Consider the following 25,829-nt stretch of genomic DNA (forward strand, 5'->3'; position numbering starts at 1 on the left):
ATACTTCCAATCATTTTTTAAATTCCTCCCGGCATTTTATTCTCTTATTTTAGCTGCCAACACGGTATAAAATTCTTTTTCCTGTTGCAAATATGCTGCCCTTTCATCTGTAACGGCTGCCAGCGGATTTTCTATTCTCTCCAATACTTTGTCGATAGCTGCTAAATAACTTTCTTTCGTTTCACCAAAAATATTGTCATCACCACCTGTCAGAAAATCCTGCTCTACCGATAGCTGCGTTAATATACTGGTTACATCCGTCTGAAATGGATTAAAACCAGTTTCTTCCAATGTTTCCTGCCATGCTGCCTTGACACTCTGCGGCACTGTCTGAAGGTAATAACCACTCATATAAGCAATCTGCTTTTTGGTTTTTTCGTCTGCAAACTGATAGGTTCTGTTATTCGCTTTTTTTGTACTTTTTCCTTTCGATGGAATATAAGACCAGTTTGGTTCTCCATTACTACCAGAAGTAATTAGCTGTTCCCTTCCAACTGTTCCTATATTTGAAAGAGAGATTCCCATTAATCACACTCTAGCTTCAAACATACTTTGGCTAACATCTTTCATCCACATATTCTGTGCTGCTCCATATCCTTTTTCCTGCCCTATATCATACAATCCACTGCTGTCAAAGCCTATTTTTAATACCAAATCATTTTCTTTCTTCCAGCCATTTTTAGCATATTGCAGCCATCTCTTAGAATAAAGTTCATACCCTGCACCATTTTTAGATTTTTCCTTAAACAATGCAAGTAAATCTGTACCATCCTCTGCAATAAAAGTACCATTTTTATATGTCGCATTGCGTGCATCATACCCGGTTGTCTCATACACTTCATGCCATAAAGAATATTGGTTTGCCTTTGTCATATTTGCCTGCGAATTAACAATTTCATTATCTGCATCATGCGTACAAATCCACGCATGTGTCCATATATTTTTCGCATTATCCCCTTCATTCAGTAATTTTTCTATCTGCGATAATGTATCTCTATCTGCATTTCCGGACACCTTTAGCTGATATGTATATGGGTCAATAGAAAATACCAAATCTGCCTGTTTTGATATTGATATCCCATTCTTTGAAAACAGATTTGATATCTGCTGATTTACAACACTTCTGGCATACTGTTTTTCCCTGTCAGTATTGCGTACATAACCAACACTTCTTGAACCACCTGTATATACATCCTTGTAATTTCTTAATGCATAATCATACCGGGCAAATCCAGCCGAATATTTTCCTCCTGTTTGTAACATTCTTTTCTCATTGCGGTAAGCTATGGAACGCTGATCTTCTGTCATATATGAGCAAAAATTAGGTGAGGTCACATCACAATATTTTGATTCGATATATGCCATTGGATCAGAATGAGACAAATTTTCTTTGTACACTTTATCATAATGCTCCTGCAAAACTTTTTGTACGAAACGATCCTCCTCTGTAAGTCCATCATACTGATATCCTACAGTTGTACCAGCGCTGGAAGTATTGGGCAGGTTGTTTAAATCCCTGCCCGCTGGAATGTTGTTATAATAGTCAGAATTATTTACAGTAACCATATTATCCCCCTGCCTTATATAAGTCTTATAATCTGTATCATGTAAATCATACTGGAACCTTATCGATAAACTTTTTTCATTTTATTTTCCACATTTTTTCTTCATTATTCGGAGTTCTTCCGACTATGTCACCTATTAGATTTCTCTCAGCCTCAATATGATATGTAATCCAAGTTCTCTTTTTTTCCTATGTTCAAATGACTAAGCACTATTTATACTTACTATTTGCATTTGGCAAATTAAGATATGTATCCATACTTTTCGTCCAAAGCAACGATAAGTCAAACCTTCCCAATTTGTTTAAATCTTCTATGCTTTTTTTGAACATTGCGATAAAATCTCTTCTGTCGTTAAGTCCCATATTACCAGCTTCAAGCGGCAGAGACGTGAAACCTCCCTGCTTTTCCACTTTGTAATGTGCCTCCAATGCACGCATTTCGACTACTGTAGCATTTGATGGATTAACATCATTGATATAAATTCTTTGCTCAAACTCTTTCCCGTTTTCATCCACACCTTTCGCTAACACCACAGGATTTTCATCCGTCGAATCATCCGCATATTTAAGACAATAAGAAAGACCTGTACCATTACCTCCTGTCCACAACATATTATCTGTTGTAAATATCTGATATACCTTCGGTGTTTCTGCCGTATAAAATGTCTTTTCCCCAGATGCAGGCGTTTTCATATGATTACCTTTTTGTTGACCGTACAGTGAAGATACGGTATTCATACCAGAACCAATGTTCATATTTCTGTTCCTCCAATCAGCTCAAAATTTTCTCTATATGCCAGTCCAGTTTCTGCCTCAACTTTTTTGGATAAAAGTGTTTTCAACACCTAATCCCATATTAACTTTCCACGGTTCTTCTGTCAGTCGGAACCGCACCTGCTCTCTCCTATGGAGTCCAAGCTTACTTTTTCTACTATATTCAAATAACTAAGCCCTATTTATGCTTACTGCTTGCATTTAGATAAGTATTCATATTTCGCATATAAAACATCTGCAAATCATACCTTCCTAATTTATTCATATCCCTAATAACCTTTTCAAAGCTGGATATAAGGTCGCATCTTTCATTTAATCCCATGTGACCAGTTTCTTCTGGAAAAGAGCTGAGACCATTACCCCTATCAACATCATAATATGCCTCCAAAGCACTCATTTCAACATAAGAAGCATTTCTCAAATCAATATCGTTAATATTAATTTTTTCTTCAAATTCTTTTCCATTTTCGTCAACTCCTTTGGCTATCACTACAGGATTATCCTCCGTTGACTCTTCTGCATACTTAATATAAAACGAAAGACCTGTTCCATTTCCACCTGAAAACAACATATCATCCGTCTTTAAATACACTTTTACCGATGTCTGAGAAAATTCCTCATTTTCGGCAACATATGTTTTGCTATTATTTTGCTGCTTTCCAAATACTTCCGATGCACTTTGCACTCCCGAACCAATACGCATTTAATTACCTCCTAGTATAATATTATATATCGATTATTATAAGTTGATATAGTCAGTAAAGTCCTCAATTATCAATTGTACTTTTTATTATGTTTTCATTAAAAGTATTGGCAATATTTTCATAAGCAGCTATGGCAACCGCCCTATCTACTTCCGATAATACATTAACAGCCGATATATTATCATCAAAAGCCGCATCTTTTTTACTCTTTTGCATATTAATCTCTTCTATCTGTCTGCGCTTTTCTGCCGCCTCCTCACTGCGCTCTAAATATTGTCTACGCCGTTTAGCCTTCTCTTCATCTTCAGCTTTCATTTGCGCCTCTATCTTTGCTTTTTTTTCTGGTGAAACATCTCCACAAACATAATAGTGTGCAGTTCCATCCGGGTGAATAACCATACCATAAGATTGAATCTCAAACCCCCCGACTGCCATCTGCGCCTTCACAGTTGACTGCGAAGCAAAAAAATCCTGTATCATCTTTTCGTAATAAGCTGCTTTTTTGGGATCATTTGCCATTGTTTCCAAAACATTGGGTGCAATCACAATATTATTCATCCCATATGTCCCCGTCCCCAATGAATCCATACTCTTTTGATCACTTCCAACATTTTGGATCATTATATTCCCATATTTAGCCTTTAAATATTCAGTGTAGGTATCTACTTTTGAAACACTATTTTCATTTGGCTTCTGTACTTTCTCTGTATTATCACCCTCTTTAGCAGATAAAATCTTATTGAAATCTAAATGATTGGCTTGCCCTGTCGTCTTATTCTGTTGATACCTATAATTCTGATTATAAGCATTAACTGAATTTTCAACGCCTAATCCCATATTAACTCCTTTCCACGGTTCTTCTGTCAGTCAGAACCGTACCTGCTCTCTCCATCCGAAGACCAAGTAGTAACCTTTAATTGATTTATTGGATATAGAAATTGATACTATGCATATGTATCAAAACCTACCTTATTTTTAGTTGTCGCTTCTATAGCAATCATATTTTCTGTTTTTTTATCTTCTTTTTCTTTATCCTCTTTCATTCTCTCCAGCCATTTGTCAATTTCTGAATCCGTACCAGTCTCTCCAAAAATGCCACAGGTTGTCATTTCGGTTCCATTATTCGTAAACTTAAACTCCACTGATATCAGTTTACTACCATGACTTATTGCCGCCTTCTGTGCATTTCGTATAACATCTGGCATAATTGCTAAATTTTCCTCAAGCCATTTCGCAGTTTTTTCATCTCCACATGCCTTTCGCATTACACTTCTGTCAATCAATACAGAAGCATTTTTGCATGGAGTCAAACATTTATACTTGTTAGTCAAATACTTTGAATAGTCTGATACATTTTTAAACTTATTGGCTGAATTCATAGTGTATCCCGCATAATAATTCTTTTCACTATTCTTTGATGGCTTTACATTTTCATTTTTTACATTTCCGTATGTGTATGTATTGGCATACGATGATACTCCATTAATTCCCATACTGCATCTCTCCTTTCTATTTAGCCTTGATTTTTTATTTGCAGGCTATTGGGTTTTGTTCGATACGCTTACTGCCATTGTAAAATTTGCCTCATAAGAAGCTACTGCCTGACTTATTGTGACAGTCTTAGCAAACGAACTACTCTCAGCCACCAATCGAGTTCTGGCATCCTGAGCGGATAACCTTTTATTTTGCGCATATTCTTCATAAGCTGTTCTTTCCGCTTGTTTTTTCTGAATCCGCTTTTTTTCCTGTTGTTTCTTTACCTGATTTTCTATTCTCTTTTTATTTTCTATTCTGCGCTCCCAAAAACTATTTTTTGACTTATCATTAAAAATCTTCCCACCATTCCCATTGTTATAACCAGCACTCCACATCTCAGCATGACATTCTTCTTTTGATGCTCCATAATATATTGTAGAAAACGCTCCTCCGCATATACCGGACCATTTATCTGGTTGTGACCAACCCACTTGCAAATCATTTAATACCCATGCTTCATACTCTGGATCATTCTTCATTGCTTCAAAACCCGCCTCTGAAATTGTAACAGATATTGACTCGCCTGCTCTTGTGGGGTGCATTGGAATTTGAGATATTTTATTGTAAATGTACTGCTTGTATTCCACCATCGTCATATCTTTAGCAGACACAGAACCTATTTTTGAATTGCCCACTATACTTCCACTAGCTTCGCTCTTTTCTCTTACACTATCCGCAAACCTTGTATCTTCCTTCTCCTGATCTTTAGCCGCATTTTTCTGTTGGTACTGATTGTAAGCCCGTGTCATATAGTTCACATTAATTGTATTACTCATAGTAACCTCCTTTGCTTTCTTTATCGGATAAAATAACCTGTTCTCCTAGTCCCATATCATCAAACGACCATATTACGCATACAAAGACCATCTCTTTACAAGATGACCACTGCCTTAAATTCATTTTCATCGCAGGAAAGCACCATATCACCGCCATATTTATCCACAACTGCTTTTACATTTAACAATCCAATGCCGTGATGATCCCCTCTTTTGCTCTTTATTGTGTCATTTTCAATTTCCACCTTTTCTGTCACCGGATTTCTCACCGCAAATATCAGTTTATGATCTTCGCACTCTAATTTCAGATGAATGACCGCTTTTCCGGTATTTTTCAGTACTTTTTCACTCTCCCGGATTGCATTATCCAGTAAATTGGAGAGCAGGATCACGATCTCTTCCTCCTCCAGACAGATCTCCTGCAGATCCCCTACTTTTAGGATCACTGCTATGTGTTTCTCCTGCATGCTGCGGTACTTCTGGTTTAAAACAGCATTGACCACCGGATGATTTGTGTTGATTGCCGACATCTCGACAGCTATGCTCTCTGTCAGCTTCTGCGTAAATGAAAGTGCCTCATCTGTGTGTCCATTCTTTATCAATGTCTGGATTGTGGAAAGCTGATTTTTATAATCGTGCATTTTTCTTCGCTGACGCTCATAGATTTCTTCCCGGTCCTGATAATTTGCAATACGATTTTTCTGATTTTGTTCCGTAAGTACCGCAATTTTTATTCTCTCTTCTTTTTCAATGGTATTCTGCATGAACTCCATAAGGATAAGGTTAATCGCAACCAGTCCCACCGAAAGAAATAAAAATACATTCTGCATATCATCGTTTTCTGAATAAAACATAAGAATGAAACCGACCACCGTAAATACAGGAACACAGAAAAACTGAAACCACTCTTTTCCGGTAATCAGACCGTAGCTTTTTCTTGTCTTGCTAAATCTTCTGATAAACAACATCAGAATGATAAAAGCAGTCTTTGATATCAGTGCCTGTAAAAACCATTTTTCTTGGATTGAACCTCCTCTTCCCAGCAAAACAGTCACATAATCAATCAATACAAGCATTGTATAGTTGATGATTGAAAATAAAAAACTCTGCCGGAAGGAGACCTCATAATAAGCCAGATTTAGGAAAGACATAACCAGTATAATCAGGATACATTTTAACATTCCGATCCATACCCCTGTGACTGCTGCCAGATAAAGCACTCCGCAATAAACAAAAAATCTGTATCTGTTCCTATATCCGCCATCTCTTTTTTCCATAAAAGTATCAAAAAAGTATAGCGTTCCTTTTACTTCCAGCATTTCCGCAATAAATGTCAATACCCAGAATGTCATGTTATTCTTCTCCCTTATACAGCATATATTCCCTCTTTACCTGTGCATATCGTGCCTTGGGAACCGGAATCTTTTTTCCTGTCGTAAGTGTCATCACATAACTGCTGATTTTGGTAATGTATTTCATATTTACAAGAAAACTTAAATGCGCCCGCACAAATCCCATATTCTTTAATTCGTTTTCCAGTTCATCCAGTTTTTTATAAATCTGAAATGTCCCTTTTTCTGTATAAAATACATTTTTGTGAAGCTCTGTTTCTATATAAATGATGTCATCTGCATAAAGTTTTATCGTTCCTTCCACAAAACGAAATTCGAGAATCCTACTGTTTTTATTAATTTCTGCTATCAAATCATCCATACATTCTTCTATAGTATCTGCAAGGTTATCTTTCAGCAGAAAACGGCTTGCTTTCACCTTATATCCATCCAGTGCGTAATTCATGTATGCCGTCACAAGTACAACCGGAAGTTTTGGGTATTTTTCTTTGATCCTCATAGCTGTTTTCAGCCCATCCATCCCCTGCATATTGATGTCCAGAAATAATAGCTGGCACGCTTCCAAAGCCGATTGTTCTTCGCATAACTGTTCTCCAGAATCATATTCTGTAATAGCAAACTCATAATTCTTTTTTTCACCATAGTCTGACAGCAAATCTGACAGATTTTTTCTGTCATCTATCCTGTCATCACAAATAATAATGTTCATATTTTTCATTCCTGTCTTTAATTGCTCTCATGCCTATAAACCATACAAGTCTCACCTAGCACTCTTTATTATATCAAACAAATCTTTCACTCGATCATTCTCTGCATCAAATGACTATTTTCCGCATAGAACGACTATCTCCTATAGAAACGCAGAAGCACTGTATCTCAAACTCTTTGAAATACAATGCTTCCCTGCATTTTCTATATCGTCATGTTGATATTATTACTTTACTATCCTGCACACTCTCTGGGAGTGACTGTATCTATCAAAAAAGAAGCCAGCAGTTTATTCACGCACTACTGACTTCCTATATTATTCATTTTATTTACTTCGCTGCGTCTCAGACAAGTTTTCCATCTTTAAACACAATCTCTTTTATTTCTTAATATGCTTAAAAAGTTTCGTAACAAACAAGGCTTTCAAGCGCTTTTCTATCCTTTGAATGTCTGTCTGGTGATGCCTTTTCTGTGTCAGCATATCCCACCGCAATAATTGCTATTGGTTCAAGGTTACTTGGAATATTAAACTCATTTCTGATAATCTCAGGATCAAAATATGTAAGCCAACAAGAACTAAGTCCTAAATCCTCTGCTTCTAATACTATATGATCCGCAACTATTGTTGCATCAACACTTACCATATCCTTTTTATCAAACGGACGCACAAAAACATCTGAATGATCCCCACATACAATGATAGCCAACGGGGCGCCATGATAATTTACTCCTTTAGACAATTTTTCTTTTGCTTCTTGGCTACTAATTACTAACAGTCTCTGCGACTGAGCATTTGCTGCTGTTGGAGCAATTCTAGCAGCCTCCAGAATTTTGTCCAATTTTTCCTTTTCAATCTCATCAGTTTTATACTTTCTTACAGAACATCTCTGTTTTGCTAAAGATAAAAACTCCATAAAAATATTCCTCACTTTCATTTTTAATACATTTTTGTTGTGCCTGCTCAACAAGTACGCTATAATGCTATCACAGTATTTCTTTTTTACAAGTACGCACTTTTAAGTGCCATACTACCCAAAATGATACTATGGATTCAAATTTCAGGAGGTCGTATATAATGAAACCATGTCAATCTTTCCAATGTCCAGTAGAAGCAACCCTTCAGCTTATAGGTGGTAAATATAAGTCACTTATCCTATGGCATCTCATTGGAAAAACACTTAGATTTAATGAATTAGGAAAGCTCATTAAATCTGCAACTCCCAAAATGCTTACCCAGCAACTTAGAGAATTAGAAAATGACGGATTAATCAACAGGGTCGTTTATCCTGTAGTTCCTCCCAAAACCGAATACTCTGATACGTTTTGTCAAGGGTGTTTAAGAACTTTTTTCGCTGTCATTCAAAATCAGACGCTTGATTTTGTCGCTCATGGTTTCTTTGCTCGTTTCACTGAAATGGATTTTGACGCGGTAGGTGGTCTTTCCGATTTTCTTTATCATTACAGGTGGCGCGGCTTCCTTTACGGTCAGAGGGGAAGCGGTTGCGGGGGTGCTGCGGTTGCTGGTGTCGTTGTTCATAGGCTCTCCTTTCCATGAGAAAAGCCCCATGCGGTCATACATGGGGCGGTGGTTTTGAGGTTGAAGTGGCGAAGTGGCAAAGTGGCAAGGTATCTGGGTTTTGCCACTTGGATTTTGCCGTTTCACTTTTTAAGAGCGTGATACCATGCCGCGCCAATGCGCTTTGAGGTAATGCGCCCGTCAAGGTTTCTCTTTGCCGCCCGGACGGTACGGGCGGATATGCCCGCTTCTGTAGCGGCTTTCTCTATGTCCTCGCTGGCAAGCTCTTTCCCGTCTGCCAGTAAATCCAGTATCAGCCGTTCTGCGTGATTGCCTTTTCTATGCGCTCATCGGACAGGGTAAGCTCCCGCTTGGCTTCATCAATCACAAGCACCCGGTCAAGGTCTGCGGCGGCTTCTATCAAGCGTGGCTTGACGGTATCGCCCAGCCCGTCCTCGGCGGTCTGGTAAATTACTTGGAATGGCGGCAAGGGCTTCATTCCCGGCAGCGTTCCCCCGATGGTGCAGGCGGCGGCAAGGCGTAGGGCAAAAGTGGTCTTGCCCTCGCCGGGATTGCCCTGCACAATGGTTACTTTCCCAAAGGGAATATACGGCTCCCATAGCCATTCAACGGTCTGTGTGTCAACCTCGCTCATGCGGATAATCTCAACGGTTTCTTCCTGCGGCGGCTCTTTCAAGCCGTAGATTGCTTCCCGCAAATACTTCCCGTCTGTGATTTCTGCCCGGTGCTGCAATACCTCGTTCCAGTCCTTGAAAAGAGGGATAAGCCGATGGACGGTCAAGCCCTCCGGCACAAGCTCCGCAAAGCGGCTGCAAGCGTCGCTTCCGGCTTGGTCGCTGTCAAGGCAGAGAAAAACGGTCTTGATGTTCGGACGGTCAGAGAGAAAGCGCAACAGGGCTTTTTCTCCCACGCCGCCCAACGCCAGATAGCTTTGCTTCTGCCAGTCCTTTTTGAACAGGCAGAGGAAAGATAAGAGGTCTATCGGGGCTTCAAAGACAAACAACCTTTCGCCCTCGCCACGGTAGCAGAAGTTAAAGGCTTTGTCGCTGCCTTTCACATCAAGCCGAAAACTCCCGGCTGTGCCGCGCTGATGGGCGTATCGCGGTATGCCGCTTTCATCTCTGCCGACGAATACGGCGTTATGGTGGGCGGCTTCCTCGTAAATATCCCCGGTGGAAAAGAAAAAGCCCGTCACATCTTCATCAATGCGGCGGGCTGCTGTGAGGTAGTTCCTCGCTATGCGGTTGTCGGTGCTGCGGGGTGGTAGCCGGAAGTCGGATAGGGGCGCGGGGCTTGGTCTGTCCAGCGGCGGGGCGGCTCCTTTTTCGCCTGTCAGCAGTTCAACGGCTTCGGTGAAGCTCTTGCCGAAAAACTCCATGACAAAATCAATGGGTGCACCGCCCTTGCTCTGGCTGTGCCTGTACCATTTGTTTCCCCGGACGGTCAGGCTGTCGTGCCGCTTCCAGCGGTATTCCTGTCCGGCGCGGGTAAGCTGCTCGCCCTGTGATTGCAGGAAAGAAACAAGGTCGGCTTGGTTGGCGCGGTCTATCTGTTCTTGGGTGTAATACATAAAAGTTCAACTCCTTTCAGCGGTCTATATCATGCCGTTTGGTGCGGCTCTGCGTCTGCTCCGCTTGGTCGGCGCGGAGTGCAATATCCACGCATTTGCGGATTTTTTGAAGCTCTGAAACATTGGTGCGGGTATCTTTCAGTTTGGTATAATCGCTGTCCCTCTGTGTTTTGAGGTCAGCATATTCCTGTTCCCATTCCGCAATAGGCAAGGTCTTTGTTCCTTTCTGCAGATTTGCATGGAGATAGCGACTTGCTGCGTTCCATAGGGTCAGCTCGGCGCGGTGGGCTTCCTCGTACTTGTCGCGCTTGTTTGTCCAGCCGTTTTGCAGCTTTTTCAGTTCATCGTGAATGGGCTTGTACTCTGTGTAGTTCTTCCCGTATTCAATTAGCTTTTGTAGCTTCTTCATGCGTTCCTCGGCGGTTTTCATTCCTGCCCGGATTGAATAGGCTCTATCACTGACAGAGGAAAGGGAAGCGTCAAGCTCATCAAGATTAGAGATACCATGCTCGGAGAGATAGTTGACCGCTGCCGCTATGGTTTTCAGTTCATCGGCTGTGTGCTGTTGTTGCCAACGCTGCGAATACTTCCGGCTCTTTTCTCTCTGAACGCTCAAATACTTCATCAACAGATTTGCAAGGTTGGGAGATTGCGGCGGCGGCTTCGGGGCGGTTTCCCACACTTTGAACAGGTCGGCAATCCATTCTTTGAGCTTGCTAACCTGCGCCCGGATTTCCCGTATAAGGCGGTTTGCTTTTTGGATATTTCGGTTCAGTTCGCCTTTCTCGGTGGCTACACCTTTCTTCTCCATTTGACAGGCGGCTACGCCCATATGGACGGTCGGTATTTCGTCAATGCCGCGCTCGGCGTTGCTGCGGTGGTCGATACGCTCCGGGCTTCCGTTTCTCTCCAAAAAGTCGTTGGTATAGTCAGCCCATGCCTTGCGCCACAAGAGGGTGTTGTCCTTGTCGTTCCAGCCTGTAAGGTCAATTTTGTGCGTCTTGTATCTGCCACTTGGCAAGCGGATACGCTCGCCGTTTTCGTCAAGGTCATATTCCTTTTTGGATTTCGCCGCCCATGCTCCGCGCTCGTCAAGGGGGCGCATGGTAAGCATAATATGACAATGGGGGTTGCCGCTGTTGGTGTCGTGGATAACAAAATCCACACACATTCCTCTGGAAACAAATTGAGAGGAACAGTATTCCCGGACAAGCCGGATCTGTTCCTCTCTGGATAATTCTATGGGGAGTGCTGCGTCAATCTCACGCGCAAGCTGGGCGTTCCCGGCTTTCTCGTAAAGCTCCACGCTGTTCCACAAGGTTGAACGGTCAGCGAATGAGGGCGGTGCGTGGGGCGGCAACATGATTTCTGTATGGACAACGCCGCCTTTGCGAGTGTAGTCATGAGTCATTCCGTCCCATTCGTTTGTCAGCTTTTCGCCGCTTCGGTAGGCGGCTGCGGCAACGGCTGATTTGCCTTTTCCTCGGCTCACAATGCCGATGTTCCAATGGTAAATGGCTATGGGTATCACCTCCCGGATAGGATAATAAAACCCGCAAAAATGGTACAGACGCCAACGGCGGGTGTACTGTTTTTGTGGGTGTGCAGGGATAGCCGCGAAGCGGCGCAAGGGGTGCAGCCCCTTGTTGCGGCAAAGCCGCCATATCGGAGCGCGGGGAAATCTCCCTGTGCGAAGATAAGCCCTCGGCAGAGCGCACACGCCCGTAAGGGTGTATAAGTGCGCCCTTAGTTCCTAAGGGATTTATTCGGCGTTCCTGCTTTCGGCTCGTTTTTTCAGATATTCCCGCGCTGGTTCACTCGTCAAGGCAAGCCTAAGAAGTGCTGCGGCTTCCTCGTCGGTCATGTTCTTTGCTTCCGGCACAATGCTTTCAAAGACCGCGCCCCGGACAATAAGGCGGTGGCTGCGTGTTCTGCGTTCCTCTTTGGATAGCTTCTGACGCAGCATCTTTTCCCGATTTTCAAACTGCCGGATTTTCTTCTTCCCGTCCTCAATCTCGGCAGTCAATTCCTCGCGGGTTTTCTCTCTTGGCTTTGTCATGGGTGGTCGCTCCTTTCTGCCTGTCGGCATAGAAAAAGGACAGTCGATTTTCTCGGCTGCCCTTGTGGGTGGCTATTCAATTTTAGTCTGCTGTTTTCAAATATATAAAATAGCTTGCTGTTCCGCCATAGCCATTTTCAGTATTCCATTCAGCTGTTACTTCATAAATATATCCGCCCAGTTTAAGAGTGAGTACGTTTCCAACAATAGTTACATCTTCGCTGTTTGTAGCAGGCTCTCCCCAATGTTCGTCACTCCAGCACTGCACACTTAAAATTGTATCTGGGTCTTCTGTAAATCTTAATGTAGCTGTTGTTTCTGTTGTTTCAAATGGCGGGGACAACAGATCCTTGCACTCTAACGGGTGTGGGCTATCAGCTATTGTGCTTTCAGCAGTTCCGTCAATATTTGTTTTTTGCCACGAATAAGTTCCTAATACTGCACCGATAGCGGTTTCGTCACTCACAACGCTTAATGTGGGCGGTTCTTCCAAAATTATATTGGCAGTCCCAGAGTTTAGTAATTCATTTGCATAGCTGTTGAGTGCTTCACATGGCTCATATTTTGTCTTATAACCGATACCGTCAATGACAATAAATGGGTTATACGCCATAATATCTGTTTGTGTACCGTCTACCATAGTCAAGGTAAAAACAACGCCTTGTCCATCATACTCTGTGTAAGAATTATCCTCATTATAGACAACAACATCATTCAAATATTCAACTAATTCTTGGATATTTTCAATCTCAATCGTTTTGTCTGGCGGTGTTAATAACACTTTAGCGGAAACAATCTGCGCTGCGTCCAAATCCTTATACGGTTTTTTCCCCTGTTGTGAAAAAAATACGATTACCGCGATACCTACTAAAATGATACAAGCTATTGCAATCATCAATCTCTTTTTTCTCATGGAACAAGCCTCCTGTTCTTCTCTGTTACTTGTATAGACGAAAAAATTGAAAGGAAGTTTCACTATCTATAAATATCATAGCACATGGTTATGAATAAATCCACCTCATTTCAGCCTGTCAGTGGCCTTGTTTTCTCTGGCAGACCGCCGCGCAGCTTCCCGCCGTTCCTCGTTGTATGGGGCGGTCAGACGGAAAGAGAAGCGCCCCTTTGCAATCTCAAACTCCATGCAGCCCGTTTCGGGGTCTGCGTCGGTCTGGCGGCACTGGTCGGGGTACTGTCCGGAGTAGGCGGCAAGCCGCTTCTTTAAGTCGGTGTTGTGGGTGCGGATATGGATAATCGGGTTTTTCTCGTCAAACCAAATATCGGTGGTCTTTTCCTGCTTCGTAAGCCCTGTTCTCATAAACTCTCCTTTCTGCGCCCCTGTTACGCAATAGGGGCATTTTTCGGGTGTTTTTCCCGGCTCTTGACTTGGGGAAAATGAGGATTTTCAAATAGAAACCGCCCCGATGAACCATTCCTCGTCCGGGCAGCTCCTATCGCGTGATTTCCGTTTTTTCCGGCTCTTGACCGTCAAACATAGACTAGCTCAAACTTGGCAATTTCCTCCGCTTGCGCCCTGCAAGCGTTCATCAGTCCCACCCATTTCATGGGGTCGGTAGCTTTGAGTGCTTCGGTAGCTTCCGCGCTCCTTGCAAGCTGCGGCATGATAAGGTCAATCCGGCTCCGGGCGGCTTCGTCAATCTCGGCGCAATGCTCATGCAGCTTCTCATTTGCGACAAGGGCGGTGTAGAGGTCGGGGCGGTACTGTTCAAGGTAGGCTTTCCGCAACCGCCCGTAATGCCCGATATACGGGCGCGGGGCGGCGGGGGTGTTGCCATTGTCAATGAGTATTCTCATGCTATGCGTTCTCCTTTCTCGGTGGAAGCAGCAGGTAATTCAAGAGCTTCCTGCTGTTCTTTCTCCCGTTCCTGTTGCTCTTTCCATTGTCTGCGCTTCTTCTCCATATAGCGGCGGTTATACTCGGCTTTCTTCGCCCTGCGTCGTTCCTGTTCCGCTAATGCTGCCTTTTCTTCCTCTGTTAGTTCAATTTCTTTGCGCGGGATTTCTACCTTGCCGATAAAGTTAAAGAAAATCTCGACTTCCTGTGTACGGCTTGCGCCTTTGCCCTCGGCTTGATGAACAAGGATTTTTTCAACAAACTCATTTATCATTGCGGGGGTGAGTTCGGAAAAATCCGTATATTTTTTGACAAGGGCAAGAAACTTCTCGGCATTGACGGTTTCCCTGCTTATGCGGTCAAGCTCCTGCTGGTCTTGTGTGATACTATCGGTCAAGCCCTCTAACTCGGCTTCAAAATCATGCAACATTTGTTCAAAGAGCTTGTCTGAAAGCCGCCCATTTACATTGTCCTCGTAGAGCTTGCGAATTAAGCGGCTCAATTCGTCGGTGCGCTTTTCGCTGCGCTGTTTCCTCTGTCGGATAGCTTTAGCCGCTTTTGCCTGTCTGTCCTCGGAAGCGGAACAGACTTGCGCCATAAACTCGGCTTCGTTGTTCTGTGCATAGTCGCAAACTTCCTTTATCGCTTCAAGCAGTAATTCATTAACAACGGCAGTACGGATAAGGTGTGTGGTGCAATAATCATCAAAGTGTTGATTGCCTAAATCATAACGGGAACAGTTGTATTCGTCGCGGTCTGGACGTTTCTTTCCAGTTGGTCGCCCTGCCCAATCCCGCGCATTGCCAGCCTTGCCCCTGTGGTTATACATCTTCGCCCCGCAATCAGCACAGAACATCAAGCCTGTTAAGGGATTTGCTGTGCCTATGGTATCTGTCCTACGGATTGTCTTTCGCAAGGTCTGAACGCGCTCCCATGTTTCCTTGTCAATAATTGCTTCCTGCGTATTCTCAAAAATGACTAAATCCTCTTTTGGTGTCATTTTGGAGTGTTTGTCCTTGTAGCTCTCCTTATAAGTCCGAAAGTTTACCGTATGCCCGATATATTCCGGCTTGGATAGAATATCTGCAACTGTGCCGCCGCGCCATGTGTATGGCTCGTCGGGGTTGTAACTGGTTTTATGTTTGCCTAAACCGCGCTGTGCAAGGTAGTAGGACGGTCTTTCAACTTTTTCCGAAGCAAGAATACGAGCGATTTCATACGGGCCTTTTCCCTCTATCGCCATGCGGTAAATCCGGCGAACAACCTCGGCGGCTTCATCATCAACAATCCAATGGTTTTTGTCGTTAGGGTCTTTCTTGTACCCATAAATACCAATGGAATTAGTGTGTATGCCAGACATTCCCTTTGCCCGGAGAACGCTTTTGATTTTGCGGCTTGAGTCCCGAACATACCACTCATAGGCAATTTCCTTTCCCTGAACGCAAAAAAGCCCGTCCAGAATAGATTGTATTTCTCTAATCTGAACGGACTCTTCCGACAGGCCTGATATCACAGACAAGAATATCGTGTTTTGTTTCACTGCTTTTCCTAATTTTACACCCCAAAGCTCATCCTACATTGTAGTTAATCCCTTTGTGTGACAAATCAGAAAATGTGAATCGGTGACAAGCATCCATTCCCGCTGACAAAATCAGTATTTTCAGTCCTGCTTCGCTGACAAATTTGTCACTGAAATTACAATTCTGCATGAAAAAAGCGGCAATGAAACTATCTTCATTACCGCTAAAAATGAGCGTCTCCTATAGGAATCGAACCTACAATAGAGTCTTAGGAGGACCCCGTTATATCCATTTAACTAAGGAGACAAATGCCGTATTTTCGGGCTTTTCAGCTCTTTTGGCTCCGGCTGCCATATCTATGAATTCAATCACTCTTGTGATGAATTTCCATTGTATCTTATTTTGACATTCAGGTCAATCCCTGTTGGAATCGAACTCTTACTTATCACTTCTCAGCTTCCATAAGTCTCAACCATGATTGAACCTTAGGAGGCACTTGTTATATCCATTTAACTATGAGAACTAATATTACCTAATAATTTACTTTTCCCTGCATCCAGATGACTCCCTTAAATCTTCTGCCAATTGCAGGTTCCCCCAGAAGGTCTTTTTCATTGATGCAGACATCATATATCAAATCGTTACAGTCCAGTGTAAGCAAACAGATTTTATCACCTGTCATCTTATTATTCTCCATCCTGTAATCTACAATTTCACCTAAAATGGAATACTGGTCACTTTCGATTCCGTATGGCATAAAATAAGAATCTACAATACTTAAGATATCCTCGTTAGCTATCCGTCTTGACAACATGGAATAAGTATCAATATCTTCCAGTGTAAGATTTTCAATGGCATCCTCGTCTCCCTCTCTTGCAGCTGCAATGAGGTAATTACGGTCCTGACTGTTTTTCTTTGTATTCTGAATCTGCTTTTCATTTTTGCTGATTGGCATAATGATTTTTCCATTTAATGACAATGCACTTAATGTAGCGGACATTGGACGCATCTTCGGATTTCTATGATGCTCGGATAAATATTCTGCAACATTCTGTAAATAGAAAATCAATGTAACGCCCAGCTTCATCTCGTCACAGACACCGGCATAAGATTCTTTTTCGGAATGCTTCTCTATCTCTATCTGCTCCTGGGTCGTGATTCCGTCACCCTCTACATACGGGTAATAGTATTCGGTATGAAAGGTTCCATCTTCTGCATATTCTCCGCAAACACGGATTCCAGCTCCCGGTGCAATCTCTTTCGTCATTTCTACAAATTCATTTCCCATAGAATCTTCTGAGACTTCAATTCTATCCGGGGATGAAACGATTTTATCCGTGAGTTTCTCTATATCAGATTTTTTCATATTGTTCTGAAATCCAATTGCTCTTAAATAGCTATGCACGAATCTGTTCTTCCTTCCTTGAAATACCATCTGAAAACCTAAAACAGGCATACCCTATTATATAGTATGCCTGTCATTTTTACAATCTGCTTTCTGCAAATTTATTCATTAAATTTATTCATCTTTTGATTTCATTGCCATTTCTAAAGCTTCTTTTTCTTCTTCGGAAAGTGCAATAATAGAATTTCCATCAATAATTTCCTTAATATACGTATAGCAGCCTTCTCTGCTATGCATTGCATTGATGATATATCCGTCATTGCGCTCATTCAACATTGCAAGGGAAAAGCTCAGCTTTCCACCCATCTCATTAAAAGCATCATATTTTACAAGTCCAAGCTTCTGGAATGTAAAACGTAAAGTAGCAAATATATCTTCGATATTTTTCTTATTTGCCTTGTTAGATGCAACCAGATCATCTATTTCATCTAAACGCTCTTTCAATACATCTTCCAGCGTCCTGGCATCTTTTCCAGACATGAACTTTTTATATTTCTTTTTTAACTTACTCATCTGGACGATATTTACAATGGTAACTATAAAAAGTATCAATACCAGTGCTGCCAGTCCTACTATTACATAATCGGAATCAATTCCTAAATATTCTGAAAAAATCATGTTGTTATCCTCTTCTCTTAATTGCAAACAAATGTTCTATTTTTTAATACTTTCGATTAATTCATATATTCTTGTTAATTCATCCGGGGAATAATATTCGATTTCAATTTTTCCCTTCATAGAATCCTTCTGATTAATGATAACCTTTGTTCCAAGTATAGTTTTCATTTTTTCTTCTGCTTCCTGGTAAACAGCATCCAGTTTTTTCTTTTCCGGATTCACCTCTTTTACAGGTGCATTCTTCTGTTTCTGCATTTTTTTTACCAGCTTTTCAGTATCTCTTACACTGATTTTCTCATCGAAGATTTTCTGTGCGAGTGTATATTGTTTTTCTTCATCAGTGATTCCAAGTAAAGCTCTCGCATGCCCGGTAGAAATCATATCATCAATTACCATCTGCTGCACTTTATCACAAAGTTTCAAAAGACGCATGGAATTGGTAACTGCAGTTCTGCTCTTTGATACTCTCTCGGCTACTTCATCCTGTTTCAGATTGAATTCATTTAAAAGACGTTTATATGCAATTGCTTCTTCAATTGGATTTAAATTTTCCCGCTGAATATTTTCAATCAGTGAAATCTCTACGATTTCCTGTTCCGTTAAATCTTTGATGATTACAGGAACTTTCTTTAATCCTGCCATCTTTGCTGCTCTCCATCTTCGCTCACCGGCAATGATTTCGTAGTAGTCTTTCCGGTCTACTACCAGAAGTGGCTGCAAGACACCAAACTGTTTGATAGACTCTGATAATTCTAATAATGCATCTTCATCAAAATTCTTTCTCGGCTGTTCTTTATTTGGTTCTACTTTATTGATATTTACCATAACTTCATTTTTTGCATCTGTCTTCTCATTGGATGTTCCAACTTTATCTGCAATCAATGAATCCAAACCTTTTCCCAATCCACCTTTTCTTGTTGCCATTTAGATATCCTCCCTGTCGATTACTTCTTTTGCAAGAAGTCTGTAGCTTTCTGCTCCCGCTGACCTGCTGTCGTATAGATTAATTGGAAGGCCGTGACTTGGTGCTTCTGCTAATCTTACATTTCTTGGAATGATTGTTTTATAAATTGTTGTATGTAAATTATTTTTTACATTATCTACTACTTCATTAGAAAGATTTGTTCTGGAATCATACATAGTAAATACAACTCCCTCCATCTTCAAATCTGGATTCAGTCTTTCCTGTACCAGGTCAATGGTGTGAATCAACTGGCTGATTCCTTCCAATGCATAATACTCACACTGAATTGGAACCAATACGGTATCTGCTGTTGTCATAGCATTTACTGTCAGCATATTCAAAGATGGCGGACAATCAATAATAATAAAATCATAATCGTCCCGGATATAATCTACTGCATTTTTTAAAATATACTCTTTATCATTGATTCCCAAAAGTTCAATCTCTGCTCCGGACAAGTTTACATTAGATGGAATTAAAGTCAGATTTTCAATCTCTGTTTTATGAATACTTTCACGAATTGTACATTCATCCAGCATTAATTCGTAAACAGTATTTTCTAAATCATCTTTATCAACTCCCAATCCACTGGTGGTATTTCCCTGCGGATCCAAATCTATTGCCAATATTTTCTTTCCGGCTTCTGCCAGACATGATGACAAATTAATAGACGTTGTGGTTTTACCAACTCCGCCTTTCTGATTTGCTATTGCTATTATTCTTCCCATACTATTTTCCTTTCTGTCTGTTTCATCAATGAAACATAAATTTCAATTTTCTATTATTTCTCTGTACCGAACTTGTTTTATTATAACACTATAACACTTTCATTTCCAGTAAATCCATGTAGAAATGAAAGTAATTTTTTTCTATTATTTTCTCTGTTTTTACTTTTGTTTATTGCATTCTTATATCATACAATGTTTCCTTAATATTTATATAAATATGTGTTTTTTATTGCTGCTTATATAAACTATGAGAAACACACTTTTCGAGTTTCTTATGTAAATTTGAACAAAAAATTTGTTTTTGGCACATTCTCGTGCCTGCGGCGGTCGCTTGCAATATCTACCTTATATGCCGCAGTGTGCATCCTCGCGGAGCGTTTTTTACTTTACAGAAAACAATTTTCTGTAAAGTAAAAAGAAAATGTTTCACGTGAAACATGAAACATTTTCTTTCATAATATAGTAGACTTATTTTTTTATTCATACTAAATCTTGTATCTATTTTATGTTTCACGGACGTTCTTTTACTAATGTTTCACGTGAAACATTTTATTAAAATACCTCTATTTTGTTGTATATTATTTACTATTTATTCTAACTTATCTTATTTCGAATAGCAAATACTGCAGCCTGTGTTCTATCTTCCACATCTATTTTTCTAAATATATGGGAAATATGATTTTTTACTGTTCGTTCACTGATTGCCAACTCATCAGATATTTTCTTATTGCTACATCCTTTTGAAATCAATTGAAGTACATCTAGTTCTCTCTTAGTCAGCCATTCTATTTTTTCTTTATCTAAAGCATAATCTTCCATACTTTCATTTAATGCAGGAAGAAGACTTGGTTGAATATAAGTATTTCCGGAAATAACAACATCAATTGCTTCTTTTAATTCATCATAACTGGAATCCTTTAATAAATATCCATCAATGCCGATATCAACAGCTTTCAATAAATATTCGACTTCATTGTGAACTGTTAATATCAATACCTTTACTGGAATTTTATTCTGTTTAATATATTCTAATACTTCAATACCATTTTTCTTAGGCATATTTATATCTAATAAAAGTATATCTGGATGAATCTTCTTATTTAATAAATTCAGACATTCTTCACCATCATTTGCCTCTGCAATTACTTTCATCGTACCATCCAGTTCCAGTAATTGTTTCAAACCTTCCCGAATCATCATATGATCATCTGCTATGATTATTTCTATTTTATCTTTCACTTTGCTCATTTTCTTCCTCCTCGACAAAGTTTGGTACACGAATACTTATTGTAGTACCCTCTCCTTCTTCACTTTTTATTTGAATCTCACCTGATAAAAGATGAACTCTTTCTTTCATAATAGATAAACCAAAACCGGAATTTTTTGTTTTTGCAACTTTCTTTTTTGTATTAAATCCAATACCATCATCTTCAATTACAAGTGAAATATCATTTTCAGTATATTCTAATACAACACATATTTCTTTTGCATCAGCATACTTCAAAGCATTCGTGCATGCCTCCTGCATAATTCTTAATAAAGACAATGCAACAACAGGTTTCACGTGAAACGGTTTTCCTATTATAATATATTCTATCTTCCGGTTCCACTCCTGCTCTATTTTTGCAATAGCATGTTTCAGTGTTACATCTATTCCTATATCATCTACTGACATTGGTCTGAGGTTATATATCATTTTTCTTGTATTGCTTATCACATTGCGAATATTATCAAGTACATTTGATAATTCCATTTTACAACGCTGCGAATCCATATCCATTACACGCATAGAAAGTTCTATCTTATGAAGCATACTGGTAAGATCCTGTACTGTAGAATCATGTAAATCTCTTGCAATGCGCTGTCGCTCCATTTCCTGTGCTTCTAATAACTGAATCTTATATTCTGCATTATCTTCTTCCTGATATTGCTGGGCAATTGTCTCCTTTTCCCTCTCACATTGAATAATAGATTGACACTCTTCCAAACGACGTTGTACATCATATAACTTGTTCTGTAATTCAGACTTTTCTTTGATAATATTTTTCTGCTGTACTTTCAGCTCATTAATTTTTTCCTTATTACGGGCATTCACTGTTCTTGGAGTAAACGCTTCATAATTTGGATCATTTATTTCATCCAGAAGTTCAATAAATTTTATATTTTCTTTTTCTGTATTTTCTAAAGAAATAATTTTCTTTTCTGTCTCTCTCTTTTGATCTATCAGTTCCTTCTGAATTTTCTCCAGATATTCTCTAATCATAGCCCCTCCTAGAACATATGTTCTTATATGGTATACATAATAATTGTAAACCATTTTTTTCAATCTGAAAAGTCTTATTCTATGATTTTAATTGTAAAGCAGCATGTTTTTGTTTATAATAAAAGTATCATAAACTTTAGGGAGGAATTACAATGAACAGAAACCTGAAAAAAGTAATCGGCATCACTACTACTGCTGTTGCCGGCATGTATATTATAAATAGAATTGTAGATTATACTGCAGGACAAAAAAATCTTTTAACTACCGAAGAAGGAAATATGTATCACTGGAAAAACGGTGACGTCTTCTATACTGTTTCCGGTAAAGGAACTCCGGTTGTTCTGATTCATGAACTGAATCCTGCTTCTTCCGCCAAAGAATGGAGTAAGATTGTACACCGCATGGAAAAGAAACATACCGTCTACACTATCGACCTGCTTGGCTGCGGCCGTTCTGAGAAACCAGGTATTACCTATACCAACTTCCTATACGTACAGTTAATTAATAATTTTATCCACGACATTGTAAAAGAAGCGGCAAATATAGTCGTAACTGGTATTTCTTCTTCTTTCGTCATTATGGCACAGGCAATGGAGCCGCATAACTTTAAAAAAATTATTCTGGTTAATCCATCTGACATCAATATCATCAGGGAGATGCCTACAAAAGAAACAAAGGCTGCCAAAACTATTTTAGAGATTCCAATTCTTGGTACCTTTATCTATAACCTGATTATGCATCACAAGAGAATCCGCAATTACATTGAAAGTAAGTATATCTTCAAGAAAACATTCCTTTCATCCAAATTAGAAGATACTTACTTTGAATCTGCACACAAAGGAAACAGTGCCGGAAAATATCTGCTTGCCAGCACCAAAGGAAATTATGTCAATATTGATATCACCAATGCTGTGAAAAAAGCAGACAATCTCTACATCATTTCCAGTAGAGAAAGAAATAATGCCGTAGCTATTACAGAAAAATATCTTCACTTAAATAAGAATATTGAAGCAACCTACATTTCCAATTCCAGATATCTTCCCCAGCTTGAAACGCCGGATAAATTTAAAGATATTGTTTTAATGTTCTTACAATAATAAAACCAGTCATTGAAAACAACGTATAAATCTTTAAAGGATAACAAACGAAAATTTGTTATCCTTTTTATTTACTCAAATATCGAGAAAAATTGTAATAGAAAAGAAGAAAACAATCATGTTTCCCGTAGTTTAATCTAATTTTAATTTTTACTTTAAAGGGCTTTTTGATGGAGTTCCAGCCTTACGTGGATATGCTTTTGGTGTCGCATGAACCTTATGAATTACCACAAAAGAACGTTTAATGTCACTATCCGGCAGTGTAAAGTGAATTACATCCTCTATCTCGCCGCCCAGCACGAAAACTGCCTTCTTTGCATCCTTCAGCTCATCTTCCACCTCTCCAGACTTATAAGAGATAAATTTGCCGCTTGTGTGGATAAATGGTAGGCAATATTCACTTAACGTGGATAAATTTGCAACTGCTCTGGAAACACATAAATCAAAGGATTCCCGATAATCTTTTCTTTTAGAAAGCTCCTCTGCTCTTCCATGAACCGTTTCAATATCCTTCAGATTAAGTGCTTCCATAACTTCATTTAAGAATAATAACCTTTTATTCAAGGAATCCGCCAGAGTAATCTTAAGCTCCGGAAACATAATCTTAAGTGGGATTCCAGGAAAACCGGCTCCGGTTCCCAAATCCAACAAAGTAAGCGGCTTCTTTAAGTCCATCACCTGGCAAAGAGAAATACTGTCTAAAAAATGTTTCTCCACAACATCCTCAAATTCTGTGATTGCAGTAAGATTCATTACTTTATTCTTTTCTACCAGCATTTCATAAAAAGTCAGGAACTGCTGCTCTTTCTCTGCAGTAAGTTCTAAATTCCAATCTGATAGAATATTTCTCATTTTTGTAAAATCATATGCCATAAAATATCCTCGTTCTTCTCATTATTCTTCCTATTTTTTTATCTGTTCCATATAGACTAACAACATCGTAATATCTGCAGGTGATACACCAGAAATTCTTGAAGCCTGTCCAATAGAAACCGGACGATAAAGCTTTAACTTCTGTCTTGCTTCGATACGAAGGCTGTCTACTGCATCATAATCAAAATCATCCGGAATTTTCTTATTTTCTAATTTTTTAAAATGCTCCACCTGTTTAATCTGACGTTTGATATATCCATCATACTTAATATTAATATTAACCTGTTCCTGTACTTCTTCCGGAAGCTCCGGTCTGTCTTCATCAATTGGAGCAAGTTTTTCATAATCCAGTTCCGGTCTGCGAATCAGTTCGGTAAGACGGGTTCCGGTATTCAAAGGAGTACTTCCATATTCCTCCAATAGTTTCTGCACATTTTCTTTAGCACCGATAGTTACTGACTCTACCCGGTTTATTTCATCTTGAATTAATTTTTCTTTTTTTACTACCCAGTCATATCTTTCCTGAGAAATGAGTCCGACCTGATAACCATATTTACTAAGACGAAGGTCTGCATTATCCTGGCGCAGTAACAGACGATATTCGGCACGGGATGTCATCATCCGATATGGCTCATGATTCTCCTTTGTAACCAGATCATCAATTAACACTCCGATATAGGACTCGGAACGATGCAATACAAGCTGTTCCTTCTCTTTTACATATAAAGCTGCATTGATTCCAGCAACAATACCCTGGGCTGCAGCTTCTTCATAACCGGAACTTCCGTTAAACTGGCCGCCGCTGAACAATCCCTTGATATTCTTAAACTCCAGCGTAGGTAACAACTGGTTTGGATTGATACAGTCGTACTCAATAGCATATGCATTTCTTACAATCTTCGCATGCTCCAGTCCCGGAACCGTATGATACATTTCATATTGAACATCCTCTGGCAGGGAACTGCTCATTCCACCGACATACATTTCATTGGTATTTAAGCCTTCCGGCTCCAAAAATACCTGATGTCTTTCCTTATCGGCGAATTTTACCACTTTATCCTCAATGGAGGGGCAATATCTAGGACCCGTTCCTTCAATAACACCAGCATAAATTGGTGAACGGTCGAGATTTGCACGAATAATCTCATGAGTTTTCGGATTTGTATAGGTAAGCCAGCAGGATGCCTGCTCTATCTGAACACTTTCCGGGTCTGTAGTAAAGGAAAATGGTACTACTCTCTCATCGCCGGTCTGCTCGGTCATTTTACTGAAATCAATACTATTCTTATCCATTCTTGCCGGAGTTCCTGTCTTAAAGCGGAACATTTCTACTCCATGGGCTTTTAAAGAATCTGTAAGATGATTAGCAGGCTGTAACCCATTCGGTCCTGTATAATTAATCACATCTCCATAAAGACATCTTGCCCGAAGATAAGTTCCGGTACACAATACAACAGCCTTACTGTGATAAATTGCTCCGGAAAATGTCTTAACACCGGCAATCTTATTATCTTCCGTGATAATTTCAGATACTTCTGCCTGTCTTATAGTAAGATGTTCGGTAGACTGCAGCGTTTTCCGCATTTCCATGCTATAAGCTGCCTTATCTGCCTGGGCACGAAGAGAATGTACTGCAGGACCTTTTGATTTATTTAACATCTTTGACTGGATAAATGTTTTATCAATATTAATTCCCATTTGTCCACCCAGAGCATCAATTTCACGAACCAGATGTCCCTTGGAGCTTCCACCAATGTTAGGATTACAAGGCATCATCGCAATACTGTCTACACTTACTGTAAATATAATGGTTTCAAGTCCCATTCTGGCACAGGCAAGTGCTGCTTCACAACCTGCATGGCCTGCTCCAACCACACACACATCATATGTCTCTTCGATTACCGACATTTCATTATCCTTCTTTCTATC

At 40.0% G+C, this 25,829-nt stretch carries 26 protein-coding genes, 1 tRNA gene and 2 pseudogenes; 2 read left to right on the forward strand and 27 right to left on the reverse strand.

Annotated elements, in window-relative coordinates; genetic code table 11:
* Positions 1-36: 36 nt before the first annotated feature.
* The 10 genes from DWY37_RS14885 to DWY37_RS14930 form a co-directional block, all read right to left on the reverse strand.
* A complete protein-coding gene (locus DWY37_RS14885) occupies positions 37-525 on the reverse strand; it encodes a hypothetical protein (RefSeq protein WP_118542384.1) in 489 nt (162 codons plus the stop codon).
* Positions 526-528: 3 nt separating this feature from the next.
* The gene (locus tag DWY37_RS14890; protein ID WP_118542382.1) at positions 529-1,566 is read right to left on the reverse strand and encodes a DUF4885 family protein; all 1,038 of its coding nucleotides are present in this window, start codon (positions 1,564-1,566) and stop codon (positions 529-531) included.
* A 208-nt stretch (positions 1,567-1,774) separates the two neighbouring features.
* Complete coding sequence (locus tag DWY37_RS14895; RefSeq protein ID WP_118542380.1) at positions 1,775-2,320, reverse strand: hypothetical protein; 546 nt, start codon at positions 2,318-2,320, stop codon at positions 1,775-1,777.
* A gap of 196 nt (positions 2,321-2,516) precedes the next feature.
* A complete protein-coding gene (locus DWY37_RS14900; RefSeq protein ID WP_118542378.1) occupies positions 2,517-3,041 on the reverse strand; it encodes a hypothetical protein in 525 nt (174 codons plus the stop codon).
* A 64-nt stretch (positions 3,042-3,105) separates the two neighbouring features.
* Positions 3,106-3,879: a DUF6033 family protein gene (locus tag DWY37_RS14905; RefSeq protein WP_118542376.1), complete on the reverse strand. Its 774-nt coding sequence runs from the start codon at positions 3,877-3,879 to the stop codon at positions 3,106-3,108.
* A 107-nt stretch (positions 3,880-3,986) separates the two neighbouring features.
* Positions 3,987-4,535 (reverse strand): hypothetical protein, encoded by a 549-nt coding sequence (locus DWY37_RS14910; RefSeq protein ID WP_117842304.1) that lies wholly within the window; start codon positions 4,533-4,535, stop codon positions 3,987-3,989.
* 45 nt (positions 4,536-4,580) lie between these two features.
* Positions 4,581-5,354 carry a hypothetical protein gene (locus tag DWY37_RS14915; RefSeq protein WP_117842303.1) on the reverse strand — a complete coding sequence of 258 codons (774 nt, stop codon included), beginning with the start codon at positions 5,352-5,354 and terminating at the stop codon, positions 4,581-4,583.
* Positions 5,355-5,449: 95 nt separating this feature from the next.
* Positions 5,450-6,706, reverse strand: a complete 1,257-nt coding sequence (locus DWY37_RS14920) for a sensor histidine kinase (protein ID WP_118542374.1) — start codon at positions 6,704-6,706, stop codon at positions 5,450-5,452.
* Position 6,707: 1 nt separating this feature from the next.
* Positions 6,708-7,415 carry a LytR/AlgR family response regulator transcription factor gene (locus tag DWY37_RS14925; protein ID WP_243092128.1) on the reverse strand — a complete coding sequence of 236 codons (708 nt, stop codon included), beginning with the start codon at positions 7,413-7,415 and terminating at the stop codon, positions 6,708-6,710.
* Positions 7,416-7,809: 394 nt separating this feature from the next.
* Complete coding sequence (locus DWY37_RS14930; protein WP_069432379.1) at positions 7,810-8,328, reverse strand: nitroreductase family protein; 519 nt, start codon at positions 8,326-8,328, stop codon at positions 7,810-7,812.
* A gap of 161 nt (positions 8,329-8,489) precedes the next feature.
* On the opposite strand from DWY37_RS14930, the pseudogene DWY37_RS14935 reads away from it, so the two are divergent.
* Positions 8,490-8,729: pseudogene (locus tag DWY37_RS14935) on the forward strand (winged helix-turn-helix transcriptional regulator); the annotation flags it as partial.
* A gap of 21 nt (positions 8,730-8,750) precedes the next feature.
* Here DWY37_RS14935 and DWY37_RS16440 read toward each other — a convergent pair.
* From DWY37_RS16440 to DWY37_RS15010, 15 genes and pseudogenes are all read right to left on the reverse strand, one after another.
* Positions 8,751-8,993 (reverse strand): transposon-encoded TnpW family protein, encoded by a 243-nt coding sequence (locus DWY37_RS16440; RefSeq protein ID WP_005928600.1) that lies wholly within the window; start codon positions 8,991-8,993, stop codon positions 8,751-8,753.
* Positions 8,994-9,249: 256 nt separating this feature from the next.
* Positions 9,250-10,521, reverse strand: a pseudogene (locus DWY37_RS14945) (toprim domain-containing protein); the annotation flags it as partial.
* Positions 10,522-10,537: 16 nt separating this feature from the next.
* Positions 10,538-12,052 carry a MobQ family relaxase gene (gene mobQ / locus DWY37_RS14950; RefSeq protein ID WP_117465448.1) on the reverse strand — a complete coding sequence of 505 codons (1,515 nt, stop codon included), beginning with the start codon at positions 12,050-12,052 and terminating at the stop codon, positions 10,538-10,540.
* 231 nt (positions 12,053-12,283) lie between these two features.
* Positions 12,284-12,580 (reverse strand): DUF3847 domain-containing protein, encoded by a 297-nt coding sequence (locus DWY37_RS14955; protein WP_117465423.1) that lies wholly within the window; start codon positions 12,578-12,580, stop codon positions 12,284-12,286.
* Positions 12,581-12,662: 82 nt separating this feature from the next.
* On the reverse strand, positions 12,663-13,493 hold the full coding sequence (locus DWY37_RS16210) for a hypothetical protein (protein ID WP_227194785.1): 831 nt from the start codon (positions 13,491-13,493) through the stop codon (positions 12,663-12,665).
* A 105-nt stretch (positions 13,494-13,598) separates the two neighbouring features.
* Positions 13,599-13,895 (reverse strand): hypothetical protein, encoded by a 297-nt coding sequence (locus tag DWY37_RS14965; protein WP_117465424.1) that lies wholly within the window; start codon positions 13,893-13,895, stop codon positions 13,599-13,601.
* Positions 13,896-14,065: 170 nt separating this feature from the next.
* On the reverse strand, positions 14,066-14,392 hold the full coding sequence (locus DWY37_RS14970) for a TnpV protein (RefSeq protein WP_118057769.1): 327 nt from the start codon (positions 14,390-14,392) through the stop codon (positions 14,066-14,068).
* Positions 14,389-15,972: a DUF4368 domain-containing protein gene (locus tag DWY37_RS14975; protein WP_242986236.1), complete on the reverse strand. Its 1,584-nt coding sequence runs from the start codon at positions 15,970-15,972 to the stop codon at positions 14,389-14,391. Before DWY37_RS14975 ends, DWY37_RS14970 begins: the two co-directional genes overlap by 4 nt.
* 214 nt (positions 15,973-16,186) lie before the next feature.
* A tRNA-Arg gene (locus DWY37_RS14980) sits at positions 16,187-16,258 on the reverse strand.
* A gap of 226 nt (positions 16,259-16,484) precedes the next feature.
* Entirely contained in the window at positions 16,485-17,357 is an 873-nt protein-coding gene (locus DWY37_RS14985; RefSeq protein ID WP_022242309.1) for a DUF3881 family protein, read from the reverse strand.
* A gap of 114 nt (positions 17,358-17,471) precedes the next feature.
* Positions 17,472-17,972 (reverse strand): DUF4446 family protein, encoded by a 501-nt coding sequence (locus tag DWY37_RS14990; RefSeq protein WP_117699147.1) that lies wholly within the window; start codon positions 17,970-17,972, stop codon positions 17,472-17,474.
* 39 nt (positions 17,973-18,011) lie between these two features.
* Complete coding sequence (locus DWY37_RS14995) at positions 18,012-18,899, reverse strand: ParB/RepB/Spo0J family partition protein (RefSeq protein ID WP_118542486.1); 888 nt, start codon at positions 18,897-18,899, stop codon at positions 18,012-18,014.
* Positions 18,900-19,667 (reverse strand): ParA family protein, encoded by a 768-nt coding sequence (locus DWY37_RS15000; protein WP_022242306.1) that lies wholly within the window; start codon positions 19,665-19,667, stop codon positions 18,900-18,902. It abuts the gene before it with no gap.
* Positions 19,668-20,261: 594 nt separating this feature from the next.
* A complete protein-coding gene (locus tag DWY37_RS15005) occupies positions 20,262-20,915 on the reverse strand; it encodes a response regulator (protein WP_118544573.1) in 654 nt (217 codons plus the stop codon).
* The gene (locus DWY37_RS15010) at positions 20,896-21,984 is read right to left on the reverse strand and encodes a sensor histidine kinase (protein WP_118558558.1); all 1,089 of its coding nucleotides are present in this window, start codon (positions 21,982-21,984) and stop codon (positions 20,896-20,898) included. Before DWY37_RS15010 ends, DWY37_RS15005 begins: the two co-directional genes overlap by 20 nt.
* 98 nt (positions 21,985-22,082) lie before the next feature.
* Here DWY37_RS15010 and DWY37_RS15015 point away from each other — a divergent pair, with 98 nt between their 5' ends.
* On the forward strand, positions 22,083-23,027 hold the full coding sequence (locus tag DWY37_RS15015) for an alpha/beta fold hydrolase (protein ID WP_118542408.1): 945 nt from the start codon (positions 22,083-22,085) through the stop codon (positions 23,025-23,027).
* Between the two features lie 150 nt (positions 23,028-23,177).
* Here DWY37_RS15015 and rsmG read toward each other — a convergent pair whose 3' ends face one another.
* Together rsmG and mnmG are read right to left on the reverse strand one after the other, a co-directional pair.
* Positions 23,178-23,900 (reverse strand): 16S rRNA (guanine(527)-N(7))-methyltransferase RsmG, encoded by a 723-nt coding sequence (rsmG, locus tag DWY37_RS15020; protein WP_118542406.1) that lies wholly within the window; start codon positions 23,898-23,900, stop codon positions 23,178-23,180.
* A gap of 30 nt (positions 23,901-23,930) precedes the next feature.
* Positions 23,931-25,808, reverse strand: a complete 1,878-nt coding sequence (mnmG, locus tag DWY37_RS15025) for a tRNA uridine-5-carboxymethylaminomethyl(34) synthesis enzyme MnmG (protein ID WP_118542404.1) — start codon at positions 25,806-25,808, stop codon at positions 23,931-23,933.
* Between the last annotated feature and the right edge of the window lie 21 nt (positions 25,809-25,829).

It is taken from the genome of Roseburia sp. AF25-13LB (assembly GCF_003478915.1).
Classification (GTDB): Bacteria; Bacillota; Clostridia; order Lachnospirales; family Lachnospiraceae; genus Roseburia_C; species Roseburia_C amylophila.

What these genes read in the sequence shown, in the direction of transcription:
- DWY37_RS15000 (WP_022242306.1), bottom strand. Translation starts at nt 19,667, where the DNA reads ATGGGAAGAATAATAGCAATAGCAAATCAGAAAGGCGGAGTTGGTAAA.
- DWY37_RS14895 (WP_118542380.1), bottom strand. Translation starts at nt 2,320, where the DNA reads ATGAACATTGGTTCTGGTATGAATACCGTATCTTCACTGTACGGTCAA.
- DWY37_RS14930 (WP_069432379.1), bottom strand. Translation starts at nt 8,328, where the DNA reads ATGGAGTTTTTATCTTTAGCAAAACAGAGATGTTCTGTAAGAAAGTAT.
- DWY37_RS14965 (WP_117465424.1), bottom strand. Translation starts at nt 13,895, where the DNA reads ATGAGAACAGGGCTTACGAAGCAGGAAAAGACCACCGATATTTGGTTT.
- DWY37_RS14910 (WP_117842304.1), bottom strand. Translation starts at nt 4,535, where the DNA reads ATGGGAATTAATGGAGTATCATCGTATGCCAATACATACACATACGGA.
- DWY37_RS15015 (WP_118542408.1), top strand. Translation starts at nt 22,083, where the DNA reads ATGAACAGAAACCTGAAAAAAGTAATCGGCATCACTACTACTGCTGTT.
- DWY37_RS15010 (WP_118558558.1), bottom strand. Translation starts at nt 21,984, where the DNA reads ATGGTTTACAATTATTATGTATACCATATAAGAACATATGTTCTAGGA.
- DWY37_RS14925 (WP_243092128.1), bottom strand. Translation starts at nt 7,415, where the DNA reads ATGAACATTATTATTTGTGATGACAGGATAGATGACAGAAAAAATCTG.
- DWY37_RS16210 (WP_227194785.1), bottom strand. Translation starts at nt 13,493, where the DNA reads ATGAGAAAAAAGAGATTGATGATTGCAATAGCTTGTATCATTTTAGTA.
- mnmG (WP_118542404.1), bottom strand. Translation starts at nt 25,808, where the DNA reads ATGTCGGTAATCGAAGAGACATATGATGTGTGTGTGGTTGGAGCAGGC.
- DWY37_RS14905 (WP_118542376.1), bottom strand. Translation starts at nt 3,879, where the DNA reads ATGGGATTAGGCGTTGAAAATTCAGTTAATGCTTATAATCAGAATTAT.
- rsmG (WP_118542406.1), bottom strand. Translation starts at nt 23,900, where the DNA reads ATGGCATATGATTTTACAAAAATGAGAAATATTCTATCAGATTGGAAT.
- DWY37_RS16440 (WP_005928600.1), bottom strand. Translation starts at nt 8,993, where the DNA reads ATGTATGACCGCATGGGGCTTTTCTCATGGAAAGGAGAGCCTATGAAC.
- DWY37_RS14915 (WP_117842303.1), bottom strand. Translation starts at nt 5,354, where the DNA reads ATGAGTAATACAATTAATGTGAACTATATGACACGGGCTTACAATCAG.
- DWY37_RS14995 (WP_118542486.1), bottom strand. Translation starts at nt 18,899, where the DNA reads ATGGCAACAAGAAAAGGTGGATTGGGAAAAGGTTTGGATTCATTGATT.
- DWY37_RS14885 (WP_118542384.1), bottom strand. Translation starts at nt 525, where the DNA reads ATGGGAATCTCTCTTTCAAATATAGGAACAGTTGGAAGGGAACAGCTA.
- DWY37_RS15005 (WP_118544573.1), bottom strand. Translation starts at nt 20,915, where the DNA reads ATGAGCAAAGTGAAAGATAAAATAGAAATAATCATAGCAGATGATCAT.
- DWY37_RS14900 (WP_118542378.1), bottom strand. Translation starts at nt 3,041, where the DNA reads ATGCGTATTGGTTCGGGAGTGCAAAGTGCATCGGAAGTATTTGGAAAG.
- DWY37_RS14920 (WP_118542374.1), bottom strand. Translation starts at nt 6,706, where the DNA reads ATGACATTCTGGGTATTGACATTTATTGCGGAAATGCTGGAAGTAAAA.
- DWY37_RS14890 (WP_118542382.1), bottom strand. Translation starts at nt 1,566, where the DNA reads ATGGTTACTGTAAATAATTCTGACTATTATAACAACATTCCAGCGGGC.
- DWY37_RS14970 (WP_118057769.1), bottom strand. Translation starts at nt 14,392, where the DNA reads ATGAGAATACTCATTGACAATGGCAACACCCCCGCCGCCCCGCGCCCG.
- DWY37_RS14955 (WP_117465423.1), bottom strand. Translation starts at nt 12,580, where the DNA reads ATGACAAAGCCAAGAGAGAAAACCCGCGAGGAATTGACTGCCGAGATT.